A 15,179-nucleotide genomic window follows, 5' to 3' on the forward strand; every position below is an offset into this window, starting at 1 on the left:
CTCCCCAACAGGCTCGCGCGCTCAGCCGCGCATCTCCACTCCGGCCCACTCCTCGAGTACCTTGGCGATCGAGGTGAAGTCGGATGACGCGCCATATTTGGCGTTGGTGATCGCGAGCATCTGCCGCACCACGGCGCCGCAGACCATCGGCACGCCCATCGCCTCGGCCTCGTCCACGCAGAGACGGACGTCCTTGTAGGAAAGGCCGGTCGTGAAGCCGAAATCGAACGTGCCGGGCAGCACAGCGCGCGGGAATTTGTCCTCGGACGCGCTGTTGCGGCCGCTGCTGGCGTTGATGATGTCGATCAGCACCTTCGCGTTGACGCCGCCCTTGACGCCCATCGCGACGGCTTCCGACGTGATCACCAGCGCTGCGGCCGCCATCAGATTGTTGGCGAGCTTGGCGGTCTGCGCCACGCCGGGCTTGTCGCCGGTGTAGAACAGCTTGCCGAAATTTTTCAGGATCGGCTGCACGGTTTCGTAGGTGGACTGCGGGCACGACACCATCACGGCCAGCGTGCCGTTGACGGCGCCCTTGATGCCGCCGCTCACGGGCGCATCGACCAGCGTCATGCCCTTGGCCTTCAGGCCTTCCGCGACGAACTTCGCCGCGCCGGGTCCCGAAGTCGAGAGATCGATGACGATCTTGGCGCGGTTGCCGCTGCTGATGCCGTCCGGGCCGAGCGCGACGGCCTTGACGATGTCGGGCGTCGGCAGGCTCGCAAGCACGATGTCGGCGCGCGAGGCGACTTCGGCCGGCGAGCTGGCGAGGAGGGCGCCGCGCTTGACCAGCGGCTGGGTTGCCTCGGCCTGCGTGTCATAAACGACGAGCGAATAGCCCGCGTCCATCAATCGTCCCGCCATGGGACCGCCCATGCGGCCCGTGCCGATTACGCCGAGCGTTTCTCCCGCCATCGTTCACTCCCTGTCGCGCGCGATCCCGTGACGGGCGCGCCTTCTTGATCTTCTGGTCGATCGTTTCGCGGTCGGTCTCGCCTGCCGCAATCGTAATCGTTGCGGCGAGGGCACCCCGCGCCAGCGGGCCGGATTGTTATGATTGTCAGACAAGCTGTCAAGCATAACATTTGGGGTCGACAGTTTGCCGCGGATCGGCATAAGGTCCGGGAAAACGAGGAAGACGCCCCGCGTGCCGCAAGACTCAATTCCAAGCGTGAGCAGGACGCTCGCTGATTTCGTCGCGGCCTCGTCGTGGGCGGAGGTGGAGGCGCAGAGTTTTGAGGCGCGACGATCGATCCTCAATTTCTTTGCGACCGCGCTCGGCTCTGCACGCGATCCGGTGGTCGCGGCCGCGATGCGCACGCTGTCGCAGTTCAGCGGTGCCGCGACTGCGACGGTCATCGGCCATTCGGAGCGAATGGACGCGATGTGCGCCTCGTTCCTCAATGCCATCTCGGCGAATCTGCTCGACTTCGACGACACCCACCCCGACACGATCATTCATCCGGCAGCACCGGTGGCCGCTCCCGTGCTGGCGCTCGCGGAAGCGCGCGGCATGACAGGGCGCGAGGTGCTGACCGCGTTCATCCTCGGGGTCGACGTGGAATGCCGGATCGGCAATGCGGTGTCGCCGCGCCACTATGCGCGCGGCTGGCACATCACCTCGACCTGCGGCATTTTCGGCGCAGCGGCGGCGTGCGCCAAACTGCTGGGGCTGCCGGCGGAGGGGATCGCGAATGCGATCGGGCTAGCGGCGAGCCAGTCGGCCGGCAATGTCGAGAACCTGCCCAGTGCCGCCAAGAATGTCAGCGTGGGCAATGCTGCGCGGAACGGATTGTTCGCCGCGCTGCTGGCGCAGCAGGGCTATGAGGCGGCCCCTCGCGCCATTGAAGGCCCGCTCGGTTGGGCGCGCACCATGGGCGACGAGCCGGATATTGCTCGCCTGCTCGACGGTCTCGGCAAGACCTGGGAGATCGCGAAGAACACTTACAAGCCTTACCCCGCCGGCATCGTCTTCCATTCGGTCATCGATGCCAGCCTTGTTTTGCGCGAGCGCATCGGTCGGCAGGTCGATCAGATCGAGTCGGTGACGGTACAGGGCTCGGCGCTGCTGCTTGCCCGCGGCGATCGCCCCGTCAACAACGAGCGCGATGCGCGCGTCAGCATCCATCATTGCGTGGCGTGCGGATTGTTGCTCGGCGCGGCCGGCGTCAAAGAATTCGGACAGACGACCGTGGTCCGGCCCGATATAGCCCAACTGCGGCAGAAGGTGAGGGCGGAGCTGGACCGCGAGATGCCGGATGGCGCCGCGCGCGTGACGTTGCGCCTGTCATCCGGTGAGGTCTTCACCGAGACCGTCATATCGCCCCGTGGCAGCCAGGCGGCGCCGCTCGCAGATGGGGACTTCGAGGCCAAGCTGCGCGAGGGCGTGCGGACCGGTCGAAGCGATTGGGATGCAGACCGTGTCATCGAAGCGGTCTGGCGACTCGACGCGGTCGATGACATCGCCGGCTTCATGCAATCACTGCGGCCGCCGTCGGCGTCGCGCCGGACGGCTTCCACTAGAATCTCTCAAGACCTGAAAGGGACGATCATGAGCAAGACCGAACTGTTCGAAAAGGGCCTCAAGGTTCGCAAAGAGGTGCTCGGCGAGGACTACGTCAACAAGTCGATCGCCGGTGCCGACGAGTTCACGCGCACCATGGCGGAGTGGTCGACCGAATTCTGCTGGGGCGCGCTGTGGACGCGGCCCGGCGTCGACCGGCGCACGCGCTCGATCGTCAATCTGGCGATGCTCGGCGCGCTGAACCGGCCGCACGAGCTGAAGCTGCACGTCAAGGGCGCCCTGAAGAACGGGCTCACCAAGGAGGAGATCAAGGAAATCCTGCTCCAGGTCGCGGTCTATTGCGGCGTTCCGGCCGGCATCGATGCCTTCCGCAATGCGCGCGAGGCCTTCAATGAGGTCGACGCGGCAGGTTCTTGAGCGCGAGTGCCATGGCTGACCCGGAATACGAGCTCTTCGCCATCCGCTACGCAACGCGCGATGCCCAGCGCAGCGAGCACTTCATCGGCGGCGATCCGCATGAGGGGCCGATGCCGATGGACTATTTCATGTGGCTGGCGCGGGGAGGCGGGCGCACCTTCGTCATCGATACCGGCTTCAACGGGGAAATTGCCAAGCAGCGCAGGCGGAATTTCCTGCGCTGCCCGGTCGAAACGCTTCGCGCATTCGATGTCGATCCTGCCGACGTCAAGGATGTGATCCTCACGCACCTGCACTATGACCATGCCGGCAATTTCGACCGGTTTCCGAACGCGCGGTTTCATCTTCAGGAGCGCGAGCTTGCCTACGCCACCGGACGCTATATGCAATATCCGAGATTGTCGCATTCGTTCGAGGTCAAGGACGTCTGCGGGATCGTGCGGCTGAACTACGCGCGCCGGGTGCTGTTCTACGACGGCGACGCCGAGATTGCGCCCGGGTTGACGGTCCACGCGGCCGGCGGCCACTCAGCCGGTCTTCAATTCGTCCGCGTCAACACACGCCGCGGTCTTGTCGTGCTCGCCTCCGACGTCAGTCATTTCTACGAGAACATGACCAGCGAGCGTCCGTTCACGACGGCGTTTCACGTCGGCGACATGCTGGTGGGCTTCGACAAGCTGCGCGCCGCGGCACCTGACGCGGACCACATCGTTCCCGGCCACGATCCGCTCGTCATGAAGCTCTACCCGGCGCCACGCCCGGACCTGAATGGCATCGCGGTTCGTCTCGACGTGGCGCCGGCAGACGCCAAGGGCGAGGGCGTCTAGGGAACGCGGCGCGACCGGGCCCAGCGTCGTGCTCGCGGAACCAAAGCCCTTCCATTGGCATTGCAGCCGCTGAGCTCGTCGCGGAGGACCGACTGACGGCTTGCGGTGCAGCGCTTGACGGTGGAGACCAATGAGGGACAGCGCTTCGGAAGTCGCCGACATCACGCAGGCCATTCACCTTTGCATCGACATGCAGAACATTTTCGCCCCCGGCGGTTTGTGGGCGACACCGTGGATGGAACGGGTCCTGCCGGCGATCGTCTCGATCGTTTCGCGCCACCAGGCCAGAACCATCTTCACGCGTTTCATCACGCCGCAGGATCCGGAAGATCGGCCCGGCCAGTGGCGGAGCTATTTTCATCGCTGGCGCGAGGCGACCCGCAATCGTCTTCCGCCATCCGCGCTCGAGCTCGTGCCGGCCCTGAACAAGTTCGTTCCGCCGGCTGCCATCATCGACAAGCCGGCCTATTCCGCGTTCAGCAATCCCGCCCTCGCGACCCTGCTGGTCGACAAGAATGTCGGCACGGTCGTGATATCAGGGGCAGAGACGGACGTCTGCGTGCTGTCGACGGTCTTGAGCGCCGTCGATCTCGGCTTCAGGGTCGTCATCGTCGAGGATGCGCTGTGCAGCTCGTCCGACGTCGGGCATGACGCGCTCATGACGATGTACCGCACCCGCTTTCACGGCCAGGTCGACCTGATGACCGCGGAGGAACTGTCGGAGTTCTGGCACGAGTAGGGGGCGGCCGCTGATCCGGGTCGCGCCCAGGGCCGAAAAATGCGCCGCGGCCGATTCACATAGCCTAATGCGCGGCAGCTCCGAAGCGGTCACATTGCGCGGGCTGGAAAGGGGGCTGAGATGGCGATGGATCGCATCGAACAGGCCTTTGTCGCGACCGCGATCACGGGTTTCCTCGTGATGATAGTGGCATTTGCCTGGATGATGATGAGCTGACGCGGGGAGGCTTGCTGTCTTGCGCGTCGCGTTACCCTACGCCGCGGTTCTGCTCTGCCTGGCGGTGACCGCCTGGCTCGCCTTCGCGCATCTGTTTTGATCGTCGATCGGCTGCGAACCCGCAGATCAGTGCTCGGCTCCGGATTTCCGGCTGACCCGGCGCGGCGGGTTGCGGCGTTCCTGCTCCAGTTCGTCGCGCAGGCGCATGGCATTCACGAGATGGTCACTGCGGCGCAGCAGCGCCATGGCCTCGCGAACCAACTCGCGCGAATGGCTCAGCAGTTGTTTGTCGACAGTCGTATCGGGCGCGTAGATCATCGAATGTCACTCCATGTTTGCAAGAGATGCTTGCAAAGCATGTTCGTTTGCAGCCGCGGTCACGGCGCCGCTGCGCCGCCCTTCGCCGGCTGATCGCCGACGAGGCTCGCAAGGTTCTGCACCATGGCCACGACGTCGATCGGCTTCTCCCAGAGCGGCACGTCCTGGAATTCCGTCTCGATGCTGATCTTGTCGTAACCCGTGGTGAACACGAACGGCACGTGGCGTGCCCTGAGCTCGCGGGCGATCGGAAAGATCGGCTCGGCGTGGATGTTCACGTCGAGGACCGCGGCATCGAGGGCACCGCCATTGTGCAGCATCTCGACCGCATCCTCGATGTGACCGACGGGACCGGCGATCTCCGCGCCGAGCGTGCGCAGCGCGTTGCCGATGTCATCGGCCAGAAAATATTCGTCCTCGACCACGAGGATGCGGCGGCCCATCAGCGGCGCGCGTTGACGAGACGACGTGGGCGATACCGGCATGATCCCTCCAGCGTTCCCTCCTCACCGTCAGTTACCATTAGGAACATAAGGCCGGAGGGCGCCTTGGTGCAACGAAACAGCCAAAGGCGGGTTCCATGAGCCACCGCGATATCATCGTCATCGGAGGCTCGGCCGGAGCCACCCAGCCGTTGAAGCAGATTCTGAGCCGTCTGCCCGCGGACCTGCCGGCCGCCATCTTCGTCGTCCTGCACATTCCGGCGCAGGGCATCGGCATCCTCTCGACGGTTGCCAGCAGCGCCGGCCCGCTTCCGGTCCGGCAGGCCGAGAACGGCATGAAGATCGAGCCGGGTCACGTCTATCTGGGCGCGCCGGATCATCATCTCCTGCTTGCGGAGAATCACGTTTTCCTCGGGCGCGGGCCGCGTGAGAACATGGTGCGGCCGGCGATCGACGCCCTGTTCCGGTCGGCGGCCCTCCATCACGGGCCGCGCGTGATCGGGGTGCTGCTGAGCGGCCTGTTGTCCGACGGGGCGGCTGGCCTCAACGCCATCAAGCGCTGCGGCGGGATGACCGTGGTCCAGGACCCCGCGGACGCCATTTCCGATGAGATGCCGCGGCGGGCGATGGAGGCGACCACCATCGATCTCTGCGTCCCCGGCGCGGGTATGGGCGACGTCCTGTCCGACCTCGTCAGGGAACAGGCAGGAGCCGCTTTGCCGATCCCGCCCGAGATCAGGCTCGAGGTCGAGATTGCTGCCGGAGACCGGATCGGCAGCGACAAGCTCGTCTCCATGGCTCAACCGGTGGCCTTGACCTGTCCGGCGTGCGGCGGCGTCATGTCCGAGGTCAAGGAAGCGCGCCCGCTGCGCTTCCGCTGCCAGGTCGGTCACGCCTATACGGCCGATGCGCTCGCCAAGGAGCAGGAGGGCCGGGTGGACGAAGCCCTCCGGGTCGCGCTGCGCATCATCGAGGAGCGGGCCGAACTGGTGCATCGCATGGCCGCCGACGGCCGGCGGAGCGGGAGGCCCGCGATCGCCGAGATGTACGAGGCGCGGGCGGCCGAGTATCGCGAATATGCCGACATGATCCGGCGCGTCGTGCTACAATCGCTCGACCCTCCGGTGCGCAAGCCGGAGGCTTGAAGGCGCCCCATGGCCATCTCCCTTGCCAAACGGACGGCCCAGCTCAACGCCGAGCAGACGCTCCTGGTGAAGGCCGATAAGGACATCGAGGAGGGCTGGCAGCGCATCCGAAATCAGGAAGACCGGGTGCGCGAACTCATGGCGGGCGGCCACGATACGCGCCAGGCCGAACGGCTGGTCGACCTGCTCAAGGAGACCCTGATCGAATGGGAGCGCCACCGCGTCCTGATCGAGCAGCGTGTCAGGTATCTGGAGCAGGAGGTCGAGGCGGGGTAGCCGGGGCCGGCCGGCTAAACGCGGCACGGGCTCGACCCGGGGTTATGTGCTGCTTGGCATCGCGGGTCCCTGCCGCCGGATCGAACAGGTCCGGGCACATTTTCGCCTTTGATCTGTTGGGGTAATATCGATTTCTGCTATTTGCAGGGGCCGGGCGCCCGTTGGCCCCGCGTCGGTGAACGAAAGCTGCCTGAGCCATGAATGAAGTCGGCGACCAGCCGGTCGATGGAGAGCGTCGGACGAAGACCCCGCTGATCATCGGCGTGGGCGCCTCGCCGGGGGCACTGGACAGCATCGAGCGATTCTTCGCCAAGCTGATCGTCGGGGCCGATCAGGCCATCGTGCTGGCGCTTCAGCATCATGAGGCTTTCGACGAGCCGCGGCTGCGCGAGGTCGTGCGAAATTCCAGCGGCGGCAAGGTCGCCGAGATCGCCGATGGCGATGCGGTCGAGGGCGGCACGATCTATCTGTGCCCGCCGGCGATGATCACCACCGTCCAGGATGGCCGGTTCGCGATGCGCAAGGCCGAGCAGGCGCCCGGCGAGCGCGCCACCATCGACAGCTTCCTGGTGTCGTTGGCGGAAGAGCGCGCCGAGCAGTCCATCGGCGTCCTCCTTGCCGGCACCGGCGGTGACGGCACGCTCGGCACCGCGACGCTGAAGGATCATGGTGGCCTCGCCATCGCCGAAAGGATCGCGAGCCAGGAAAATGCCGAACCTCTCATCGACGGCAACACGCCCGCTTCGATCGCGGACTACGTGCTGCCGCCGGAGGAGATCCCGGAGCACATCCAGGTCTATGCCCGGCATCTGCGGCGCCTGGAGGAGAAGCAGGGGTTCGACGAGGTTCTGGCCGCGGCCGCAACCTCGCTGTCGCGCATCGCGGACATCCTGCGCAACAAGACCGGCAATGATTTCCACGGCTACAAGCAGAACACCTTCCTGCGCCGGGTGCAGCGGCGCATGCAGGTGGTCCAGATCGAAGACATTTCCGCCTATGTCGATTTCCTGCGCAACGACAAGGACGAAGCGCAGCATCTGTTCAACGACCTCCTGATCGGTGTCACCGAGTTCTTCCGCGACAAGCGCGAATTCGAGGTGCTGGAGACGCAGATCATTCCAAAGATCTTCGAGAGCAAAGGCGCGGGCCAGCAGGTCCGCGTCTGGGTGCTCGGCTGCGCCACCGGCGAGGAGGCCTATTCGATCGGTATCCTCCTGCGCGAGCACATGGCGCGGATGGATTCGGCGCCGCAGGTCCAGATCTTCGCCACGGACATCGACGGACGGGCGCTCGCGACCGCCCGGGTCGGGCGCTATCGCACCAATATCGAGGCCGACATGACCGGCGAGCGCCTGGCGCGCTGGTTCGTCCGCGAAGGCGACACCTATTGCGTGGTCAAGGAGCTGCGCGAGATGTGCATCTTCTCGCAGCACAACGTCATCAAGGACGCGCCGTTCTCCAAGCTCGACCTCGTCTCTTGCCGCAATCTGCTCATCTATCTCAATGCCGAATTGCAGAACCGGGTCATCCCGCTGTTCCACTTCGCGCTGCTGCCGGAGCGGTATCTGTTCCTCGGCAATTCCGAGAACGTGACGCGGCATCCGAAGCTGTTCGAGCCGGTCGACCGCCGCGCCCGCATTTTCAAGAAGCTCGAGACCGGCGCGCGGCTGCCGCCGGAATTTCCGATCACGACGACAGCGGGCAGGGTGCCGGTCGAAGTGCCGACGGTCCGCGCTCTCGGCCCCGACGTCGGGCTGGAGCGCCGCGCGCAGCGCATCGCGGAGCGTTATGCACCCGCCTATGTCATCACCGACGAAAATTTCCACATCCTGCACTTCTCGGGACGCACCGGCCGCTACATCGAGCCGACGGCGGGCGCCGCCACGCTCGACCTGCTTCAACTGGTGCACCGCGACATCCGTCTGGAATTGCGCACCGCGCTCGGGCGCGCTGCCGAGACCAACGAGCCGACCCATGCAGGCCCGGTGCAGCTCGGTGTCAACGGTCACCGCGTCCTCGTCGACATCACGGTGGAGCCGATCCAGGACGGGCCTGGTGGTCACCGCAACTTCGTCGTGCTGTTCAAGGACGGTCCCCTCCGCACAATCGAGGCTGACCGGAACAATCCCAACGTCCTGGTGCGCACCGAGCATGTCGAGCGCCTCGAAGGCGAGCTGCGCGCCACGCGCGACCGCCTCCAGGCAACGATCGAGGAGCTCGAGAGCACCAACGAAGAGCTGAAATCCTCCAACGAGGAGTACCAGTCGCTCAACGAGGAGCTTCAGTCGGCCAATGAAGAGCTCGAGACCTCGCGTGAGGAGTTGCAGTCGGTCAACGAGGAATTGACGACGGTCAACGGCGAGCTGGCGCACCGTGTCCAGGAATTGACGCGGGCCACCAGCGACCTCAAGAACTTCCTCGAGAGCACGCAGATCGCAACGGTATTCCTCGACAATGATTTGCGCGTGATGAACTTCACGCCGGCGATCACGCAGATTCTGCACCTCGTCGAGACCGACACGGGCCGGCCCATCGCTCACATCAAGGCACGTATCCCGATCGAAGAGCTCTACGACGACGTCCGCCGCGTGCTGCGCACGCTCGCAAGCATCGAGCGCGAGCTGAGCGCGCCGGACAGCGGCACGCGCTACATCGTGCGCATCCTGCCGTACCGCAGCATCGACAATTTCATCGCGGGCGTGGTCGTCACCTTCATCGACGTCACCGCCATCACCCGCGCCGAGGAGCGGCAGCGTTTGCTGCTGGCAGAGCTCCAGCATCGTGTCCGCAACACGCTCGGCGTGGTGCGCTCGATCGCTCGCCGCTCGGCGGAGACGAGTTCGACCGTGGACGAATACGCCTCCCATCTCGATGGCCGGCTGAATGCTTTCGCTCGCACCCAGGCGCTGGTGACGCGGGATCCGGAAGGCGGTGTCGATCTCGAATACCTCGTCATCGAGGAACTGCTCTCCTATAACGCCCGCGAAGGCGAGCAGATACGGGCCTCGGGGCCGAAGGTGCGCTTCCAGCCCAAGGCTGCGGAAACCTTCGCGCTCGCCATCCACGAACTCGCGACCAATGCGCTCAAATACGGCGCCCTGAGCCAGCCGAGCGGGCGCATCGAAGTCAGTTGGCGGGTCGATGAGCGCGCTGAGCCGGCAGAGTTGGTGTTCGAATGGCAGGAGCGCGGCGGGCCGCCCGCGGCGCCGCGGCCGCGAAAAGGATTTGGTAGCGAGCTTCTGGAGCGTACCCTGGCGTTCGAGTTCAAGGGGCAGACCACGATGGCATTCAACCCTGTCGGGCTGCAATGCACGATCACCATTCCCTTGACCAACCGCGCGTTCCATACACCGGCGGTGGCTGATTAATGCCGTTGTCGAAGCCAGATCGCAGCCTGGTGGAGCCGGTCATTCGCCGGCTGAACCTGCTCAGGCCGTTGTCTGCCGAAGCCCGCGCGTCGCTCGAATACGCAATGCTCGAGGGGATCCAGCGCGCAGGAGCGGGCGAGGACCTGATCGCGGACGGCGATCCGGTCGACAGTGTCCGCCTCGTGCTGTCGGGCTGGCTCTGCCGCTACAAGACTCTCGAGGACGGCCGGCGCCAGATCGTCAATTTCATTTTTCCGGGCGAGAGCTGTGACGCCCATGCGTTCCTGCTTGCGGTGATGGATCATTCCATCGCGACGCTGACGCCGGTGGTCTACGCCGAGATCAAGCGCGCGCGTTTCGAGAGCCTGCTGGCCGGCGCCCCCTCGCTCGCCGAAGCGTTCTGGTGCGAGACGCTGGTCAACAACGCAATCCAGCGTGAATGGGCCATCAATCTCGGCCGGCGCGTCGCGGTGGAGCGCGTGGCGCATCTGTTCTGCGAGATCTTCGAGCGGCTCCGTCCCGTCGGCATGGTCGAGGGGAATTCGTGCATGATGCCGGTGACGCAAATGGATCTTGCGGACGCCACCGGACTTTCCGTCGTTCACCTTAATCGGACCCTTCAGGAACTGCGCGCGTCGGGGCTGATCATCCTGCGCGAGCGGATGCTGACGATCCCTGACCTCGATGCGCTCAAGAACGCGGCCCTGTTCTCGCCGAGCTATCTGCAAATCTACCGAGGGGCTGAAGCGACGCTGTGAAGCCGGCCTTGCTTCGCGCGACGCGTCGTCGGCGACACGCGGTCGAGCAGGAGCCGTCCCGTCGCGATCATCGCGGTTTGCGACGTAGCTCTCGCTGCGCATCATCGCCTGGCTCGCTTGGAAAAGGCTCGTGAGTTTGTCGGCCGAGAAACGTATCCGGCCGGGGAAGCTTCAATACCTCCCACGCATCGCAGATGGTCTTGCGAACCTGCTCCGCGTGCTTCTCATCCGACTGCAGGGGATGGTGAGTTTGCTTCGCCATCGAGCTCCCCGGATCATGCAGGCGGGAGCGCCATCGGTCTCTCAGCCACCAGCGCCTACGGCAGAGCCTCAGCCGGTGATGAAGCAACGATACACCCATCGCGGCGTCTCGGCTAAGCAAATCGGGGATTTGCCGGTTAATTCCCGTTCCGGCCCGGTTCTTGGTTGAAGAACGCTCGGAAAGGTTGGGAATGCTTGATCCAGGTTAGTCAGCGAAGCTTTTTGTGCGATTGGCTCGACTTGAGTAACTTATGCAAGGGCGCGCTCATGAGCCTTGTTGCATCATGGCGGATGCCTGACGCCCTGTTTGTCCGCGCCACACGCGCTATCGAAGAGAGCCGCACCCTCCGGGAGCAGCACAGACGGGCTGTGGGTCGCTACGGCGAAACCGTGAACGATTTGCGTGTGGCCATCATGGACAGCGCCATGCTTCGTTCGGAGATCAAGGCGCGCCGGGACAACGAGGAACCGTAGATCCGGTCCTTTCGAGAGGCGAGCAACCGTTCATCCTCCGGAACGTTGGTCCTCTGCCGATCTGTGCCGGCTCGGCGCCCACGAACGTCAGAACGCAACGGCGCGCGCGACCTCATGCATCGGAGAACGCCTGATGACGACGCGACCTCAGTTCCAGCAAAGAGATCCTTTGGAAACACGGCTTGCCGCGGAGGCGGAGCGGCTGCGCGAAGAAGCCGGGTTGCTTCCGCCCGGCGCAACGCGCGACGCGATGTTGCGCAAGGCGCATCAGGCGGAAACTGGCTCTCAAATGAGCGAGTGGCTGCGGTCGCCGGGCCTGCAGCCACCGGACTAGCGTCTGCTGAATGCGGCGGTGCTAACGCCGCTTCGCCGTTTTGCTGCGCCGGTTGTAAGGCGAGCGGTTGACGGGCCGCAGCGAAATCCCCTCGCGTTGCGCCTTGCTGCGAATGGCCGCGACCGGACGTTGCAGCTTGATGCTCATGACGCCGGTCGGCGTGTTGCCCTTCGCCAGCTGCTTCAACTTGCTCACGTCCGCGGGCGTCCACGGTTGCCGCGCGCGGCGTTTGTACGCGGGATTGGCCTTGCGCGGTCCCTTGCGGCCGATCGGTGAGCCCGCGCGCTTCCATGCTGCTTTTGCCATGATGGTCCTCCTTCAAGTCCTTAAGAACATACGAATCAGCATTTCGGTTCCGCCGCAATCAGGCGACAGAGCGAGGGGCGCGCACCGCTCGCGATCGCAAAACGACGCGGCGTTAACTTATTGAAATGCTGGAACCGTCTGTTGCGGCGGAAGCTACCAACGTTGCCGGCTGGGCCGCCTCAACCGGCAAGCGACTTGAGTGACAGAGAACTGGCCCCGGCGCCGGATCCCCCGCCGGGGCCGATTTCAGTCGATCCGAATCCGCTGTGGAAAGTCCAATGACCGCAAAACGCAACCGCAGGAAACAGACCCAATCGCTCCAGGAGCGGTTGGCGACATTCGCTGAAAAGGCTCGCGAGCGCGCAAGCAGCCTGCCACCCGGCAAGGAGCGCGAGATGCTGCTGCGGCGCGCGAAGCAGAACGAGATGACCTCGAACCTCACAGACTGGCTGAGCGCCCCGGTCTATCCAAGGCGAGGCGGTGACCATGCGTAGCTTCAAGCATTACCGCGCGTTCCAGATCGATCCGGACGGGCACGTGTTCGGATGCATCAACCTGGTCTGCGACGACGACGAGCAGGCCAAGCGCGAAGCCGCCGCGCTCGTGCTGGTCCATCACATCGAGCTGTGGCGACTGGACCGGCGGATCGCGCGATTCGATGTGCCGCCGGAAGCGGCTCGCCAGTAAGGGTTGAGGAACCGCGTGCAGCGCACCGGGTTGGTCGGATACCGACTTCGCCGGGAGCCAGCATGACGGACGTCGAAATTCGCAAGGGGATGCCGCCCGTCAAGCTGTCGCGCGGAGAGTTCGAGCGGCGTTACAAGAGCCAATTCGTCGATCCGGCCTTTGCGCCGCTGCAACGCGAGCTCGATGCGATCGTCGGCAGCGCCTGGGACGCCTACAGCCGTTCGCGCAAGGCGCCGCTGACGCGAAAGGCGGGCGCGGGTTTCTCCGATCCCGACTACGACATTGCCATCGACTGGCTGGACGCGCGCGCAAAAATCCTGGAAGCGCAGCGACGGCACGACGATGCGGAGGAGATGCCGCGCATCCTCGTCATCAACGGTTCGGCCCGCAGCGAGCACACCTGTCCCGGCGAGATGTCCAAGACCTGGCGTCTGGTCAAGCTGGCCGAGCCTGTCTTCACAGAGATGGGGTTCGCCGTCGACATCCTCGATCTGTCGCGCCTCGCCTCCGAATTCGGCAAGACCATTTATCCCTGCAAGTCCTGCGTCGGGACGGCGATGCCGCTCTGCCATTGGCCATGCAGCTGCTATCCGAACTATTCGCTGGGGCAGACCCACGACTGGATGAACGAGATCTATCCGCTGTGGGTTGCCGCTCACGGTATCCTGATCGTGACACCGGTGAACTGGTATCACGTGCCTTCAGGGCTCAAGGCGATGATGGACCGCATGGTCTGCGCCGACGGCGGCAATCCCGATCCCACCTCCACGCACGGCAAGAGGGCTGATGAGGCCAAGGCGATGGAGCTGAAGGGCTGGCCCTATCCGCGCCATCTCGCCGGCCGTCATTTCGGCGTCGTCGTTCACGGCGATGCCGTCGGTGCCGAGGGCGTGCGCCGCGCCTTGTCGGACTGGCTGACCGACATGCAGCTGATCTCGGCGGGCCGCTTTGCCGAGCTCGACGGCTATGTCGGTTACATGGAGCCATATGCCATCTCGCATCGCGAGCTCGATGAGGACACGGAATTCCAGCAGGAGGTGCAGAACGCGGCGCGCGCGCTGGGCAACGCCGTCCGGCTGGCGCGGAGCGGGCATCTTCAGGAGCCCGGCGTCGGTCTTGCCGACCCGAACCCCAAATGACCGGTGCGCGGCTTGATTGCCTGATCGTCGGCGGCGGCCCGGCCGGGCTGATGGCAGCGATCTATTTGGCGCGCTTCCGCCGCAATGTCTGTGTCGTGGATAAGGGCGCGAGCCGGGCCGCGCTGATCCCGCGCAGCCACAACGTTCCCGGCTTCGTCCACGGGCTATCGGGCGCGGATCTGATTGCCCGCATGTCGGCACAGCTGGAAGAGCTCGCCGTCGCTCGCGTGGAGGCCGAGGTCACCGCGTTGCGACGGCACGATCACGGTTTCGAGGCGATTTGGAACGGCGAGGCGCATGCAGCCGCCACCGTCATTCTCGCCAGCGGCATCGTCGACACCCATCCGCCATTCCGGGAATGGCGCGCTGCCGTCGCGGACGGGTTGTTGCGCTATTGTCCCGTGTGTGACGCCTTCGAGGCGACCGGCCATCGCATTGGTATCATCGGCCCGCTTCACCGTGCCGCCGGCAAGGCGCTGTTCCTGCGCGGCTACTCGCGCGACGTGACGCTGCTCGCCATCGGCCAGGATGACGACCGGAACGCAACATCGGAGCTGACCGAGGCCGGCGTCGAGGTCGTGTTCGCGCCCGACCTGCATCTGCGGCGGAGGGGCGGGGGCATCGAGGCCGCCTTCGCCGATGGCCGGACGCTGCAATTCGACACGGTCTACCCGGCGATGGGGGCCGAGGTGCGTTCGCAACTCGCGGTGTCGCTAGGCGCCGAGCATGTCGGGGAAGGCTATCTGAAAGTCGACGACCATCAGCGCACCTCGGTCCGCGGACTCTACGGCATCGGCGACGTCGTCACCGACCTGCATCAGATCTCGGTCGCGTTCGGCCACGCGGCAGTCGCCGCCTGCAATATCCACCACAGTCTGCCGCGGCGTCTGGCTTGACGGGGAACGAAGGGCGCGGCTTCGCCTTGGTTGAGCGGGACGCGCGACATC

At 65.1% G+C, this 15,179-nt stretch carries 17 protein-coding genes and 1 pseudogene; 14 read left to right on the forward strand and 4 right to left on the reverse strand.

Going from position 1 to position 15,179, the window contains the following annotated elements:
* Positions 1–21: 21 nt before the first annotated feature.
* On the reverse strand, positions 22–915 hold the full coding sequence (locus tag IVA81_RS09885; RefSeq protein ID WP_247315240.1) for an NAD(P)-dependent oxidoreductase: 894 nt from the start codon (positions 913–915) through the stop codon (positions 22–24).
* A gap of 256 nt (positions 916–1,171) precedes the next feature.
* Here IVA81_RS09885 and IVA81_RS09890 point away from each other — a divergent pair.
* The 4 genes and pseudogenes from IVA81_RS09890 to IVA81_RS09905 form a co-directional block, all read left to right on the forward strand.
* A pseudogene (locus tag IVA81_RS09890) lies at positions 1,172–2,431 on the forward strand (MmgE/PrpD family protein); the annotation flags it as partial.
* Positions 2,432–2,551: 120 nt separating this feature from the next.
* A complete protein-coding gene (locus IVA81_RS09895) occupies positions 2,552–2,941 on the forward strand; it encodes a carboxymuconolactone decarboxylase family protein (protein WP_008557256.1) in 390 nt (129 codons plus the stop codon).
* Between the two features lie 11 nt (positions 2,942–2,952).
* Positions 2,953–3,768, forward strand: a complete 816-nt coding sequence (locus tag IVA81_RS09900) for an N-acyl homoserine lactonase family protein (RefSeq protein WP_247315243.1) — start codon at positions 2,953–2,955, stop codon at positions 3,766–3,768.
* 130 nt (positions 3,769–3,898) lie between these two features.
* Entirely contained in the window at positions 3,899–4,507 is a 609-nt protein-coding gene (locus tag IVA81_RS09905; RefSeq protein WP_247315245.1) for a cysteine hydrolase, read from the forward strand.
* Between the two features lie 342 nt (positions 4,508–4,849).
* Here IVA81_RS09905 and IVA81_RS09910 read toward each other — a convergent pair whose 3' ends face one another.
* Complete coding sequence (locus IVA81_RS09910) at positions 4,850–5,041, reverse strand: hypothetical protein (protein WP_247315248.1); 192 nt, start codon at positions 5,039–5,041, stop codon at positions 4,850–4,852.
* A gap of 59 nt (positions 5,042–5,100) precedes the next feature.
* Positions 5,101–5,526 (reverse strand): response regulator, encoded by a 426-nt coding sequence (locus tag IVA81_RS09915; RefSeq protein ID WP_247315251.1) that lies wholly within the window; start codon positions 5,524–5,526, stop codon positions 5,101–5,103.
* A gap of 95 nt (positions 5,527–5,621) precedes the next feature.
* On the opposite strand from IVA81_RS09915, the gene IVA81_RS09920 reads away from it, so the two are divergent.
* From IVA81_RS09920 to IVA81_RS09945, 6 genes are all read left to right on the forward strand, one after another.
* On the forward strand, positions 5,622–6,629 hold the full coding sequence (locus IVA81_RS09920) for a chemotaxis protein CheB (RefSeq protein WP_247315253.1): 1,008 nt from the start codon (positions 5,622–5,624) through the stop codon (positions 6,627–6,629).
* Between the two features lie 9 nt (positions 6,630–6,638).
* Positions 6,639–6,905 (forward strand): hypothetical protein, encoded by a 267-nt coding sequence (locus IVA81_RS09925; RefSeq protein ID WP_247315256.1) that lies wholly within the window; start codon positions 6,639–6,641, stop codon positions 6,903–6,905.
* A gap of 197 nt (positions 6,906–7,102) precedes the next feature.
* Positions 7,103–10,273, forward strand: a complete 3,171-nt coding sequence (locus IVA81_RS09930) for a CheR family methyltransferase (RefSeq protein WP_247315273.1) — start codon at positions 7,103–7,105, stop codon at positions 10,271–10,273.
* Positions 10,273–11,031: a Crp/Fnr family transcriptional regulator gene (locus IVA81_RS09935; RefSeq protein ID WP_247315276.1), complete on the forward strand. Its 759-nt coding sequence runs from the start codon at positions 10,273–10,275 to the stop codon at positions 11,029–11,031. Before IVA81_RS09930 ends, IVA81_RS09935 begins: the two co-directional genes overlap by 1 nt.
* A gap of 528 nt (positions 11,032–11,559) precedes the next feature.
* On the forward strand, positions 11,560–11,766 hold the full coding sequence (locus tag IVA81_RS09940) for a hypothetical protein (protein WP_247315279.1): 207 nt from the start codon (positions 11,560–11,562) through the stop codon (positions 11,764–11,766).
* Positions 11,767–11,899: 133 nt separating this feature from the next.
* Complete coding sequence (locus IVA81_RS09945; RefSeq protein ID WP_247315283.1) at positions 11,900–12,100, forward strand: hypothetical protein; 201 nt, start codon at positions 11,900–11,902, stop codon at positions 12,098–12,100.
* A gap of 21 nt (positions 12,101–12,121) precedes the next feature.
* Here the strand turns inward: IVA81_RS09945 and IVA81_RS09950 are convergent, their stop codons facing one another.
* Complete coding sequence (locus IVA81_RS09950; protein WP_246923111.1) at positions 12,122–12,406, reverse strand: hypothetical protein; 285 nt, start codon at positions 12,404–12,406, stop codon at positions 12,122–12,124.
* A gap of 278 nt (positions 12,407–12,684) precedes the next feature.
* On the opposite strand from IVA81_RS09950, the gene IVA81_RS09955 reads away from it, so the two are divergent.
* From IVA81_RS09955 to IVA81_RS09970, 4 genes are all read left to right on the forward strand, one after another.
* Positions 12,685–12,900 carry a hypothetical protein gene (locus tag IVA81_RS09955; RefSeq protein WP_247315285.1) on the forward strand — a complete coding sequence of 72 codons (216 nt, stop codon included), beginning with the start codon at positions 12,685–12,687 and terminating at the stop codon, positions 12,898–12,900.
* Positions 12,893–13,093, forward strand: a complete 201-nt coding sequence (locus tag IVA81_RS09960) for a hypothetical protein (RefSeq protein WP_247315288.1) — start codon at positions 12,893–12,895, stop codon at positions 13,091–13,093. Before IVA81_RS09955 ends, IVA81_RS09960 begins: the two co-directional genes overlap by 8 nt.
* A 62-nt stretch (positions 13,094–13,155) precedes the next feature.
* Positions 13,156–14,232, forward strand: a complete 1,077-nt coding sequence (locus IVA81_RS09965; RefSeq protein ID WP_247315290.1) for a flavodoxin family protein — start codon at positions 13,156–13,158, stop codon at positions 14,230–14,232.
* Positions 14,229–15,128, forward strand: coding sequence for an NAD(P)/FAD-dependent oxidoreductase (locus IVA81_RS09970; RefSeq protein WP_247315293.1), 900 nt, complete (start codon positions 14,229–14,231; stop codon positions 15,126–15,128). Before IVA81_RS09965 ends, IVA81_RS09970 begins: the two co-directional genes overlap by 4 nt.
* Positions 15,129–15,179: the final 51 nt, after the last annotated feature.

The sequence above is a fragment of the Bradyrhizobium sp. 141 genome, assembly GCF_023074055.1.
In the GTDB taxonomy this organism is placed as follows: Bacteria; Pseudomonadota; Alphaproteobacteria; order Rhizobiales; family Xanthobacteraceae; genus Bradyrhizobium.

Excerpts from the sequence above, each read along its gene's own strand:
- IVA81_RS09885 (WP_247315240.1), bottom strand. The coding sequence starts at position 915 with ATGGCGGGAGAAACGCTCGGCGTAATCGGCACGGGCCGCATGGGCGGT.
- IVA81_RS09895 (WP_008557256.1), top strand. The coding sequence starts at position 2,552 with ATGAGCAAGACCGAACTGTTCGAAAAGGGCCTCAAGGTTCGCAAAGAG.
- IVA81_RS09900 (WP_247315243.1), top strand. The coding sequence starts at position 2,953 with ATGGCTGACCCGGAATACGAGCTCTTCGCCATCCGCTACGCAACGCGC.
- IVA81_RS09905 (WP_247315245.1), top strand. The coding sequence starts at position 3,899 with ATGAGGGACAGCGCTTCGGAAGTCGCCGACATCACGCAGGCCATTCAC.
- IVA81_RS09910 (WP_247315248.1), bottom strand. The coding sequence starts at position 5,041 with ATGATCTACGCGCCCGATACGACTGTCGACAAACAACTGCTGAGCCAT.
- IVA81_RS09915 (WP_247315251.1), bottom strand. The coding sequence starts at position 5,526 with ATGCCGGTATCGCCCACGTCGTCTCGTCAACGCGCGCCGCTGATGGGC.
- IVA81_RS09920 (WP_247315253.1), top strand. The coding sequence starts at position 5,622 with ATGAGCCACCGCGATATCATCGTCATCGGAGGCTCGGCCGGAGCCACC.
- IVA81_RS09925 (WP_247315256.1), top strand. The coding sequence starts at position 6,639 with ATGGCCATCTCCCTTGCCAAACGGACGGCCCAGCTCAACGCCGAGCAG.
- IVA81_RS09930 (WP_247315273.1), top strand. The coding sequence starts at position 7,103 with ATGAATGAAGTCGGCGACCAGCCGGTCGATGGAGAGCGTCGGACGAAG.
- IVA81_RS09935 (WP_247315276.1), top strand. The coding sequence starts at position 10,273 with ATGCCGTTGTCGAAGCCAGATCGCAGCCTGGTGGAGCCGGTCATTCGC.
- IVA81_RS09940 (WP_247315279.1), top strand. The coding sequence starts at position 11,560 with ATGAGCCTTGTTGCATCATGGCGGATGCCTGACGCCCTGTTTGTCCGC.
- IVA81_RS09945 (WP_247315283.1), top strand. The coding sequence starts at position 11,900 with ATGACGACGCGACCTCAGTTCCAGCAAAGAGATCCTTTGGAAACACGG.
- IVA81_RS09950 (WP_246923111.1), bottom strand. The coding sequence starts at position 12,406 with ATGGCAAAAGCAGCATGGAAGCGCGCGGGCTCACCGATCGGCCGCAAG.
- IVA81_RS09955 (WP_247315285.1), top strand. The coding sequence starts at position 12,685 with ATGACCGCAAAACGCAACCGCAGGAAACAGACCCAATCGCTCCAGGAG.
- IVA81_RS09960 (WP_247315288.1), top strand. The coding sequence starts at position 12,893 with ATGCGTAGCTTCAAGCATTACCGCGCGTTCCAGATCGATCCGGACGGG.
- IVA81_RS09965 (WP_247315290.1), top strand. The coding sequence starts at position 13,156 with ATGACGGACGTCGAAATTCGCAAGGGGATGCCGCCCGTCAAGCTGTCG.
- IVA81_RS09970 (WP_247315293.1), top strand. The coding sequence starts at position 14,229 with ATGACCGGTGCGCGGCTTGATTGCCTGATCGTCGGCGGCGGCCCGGCC.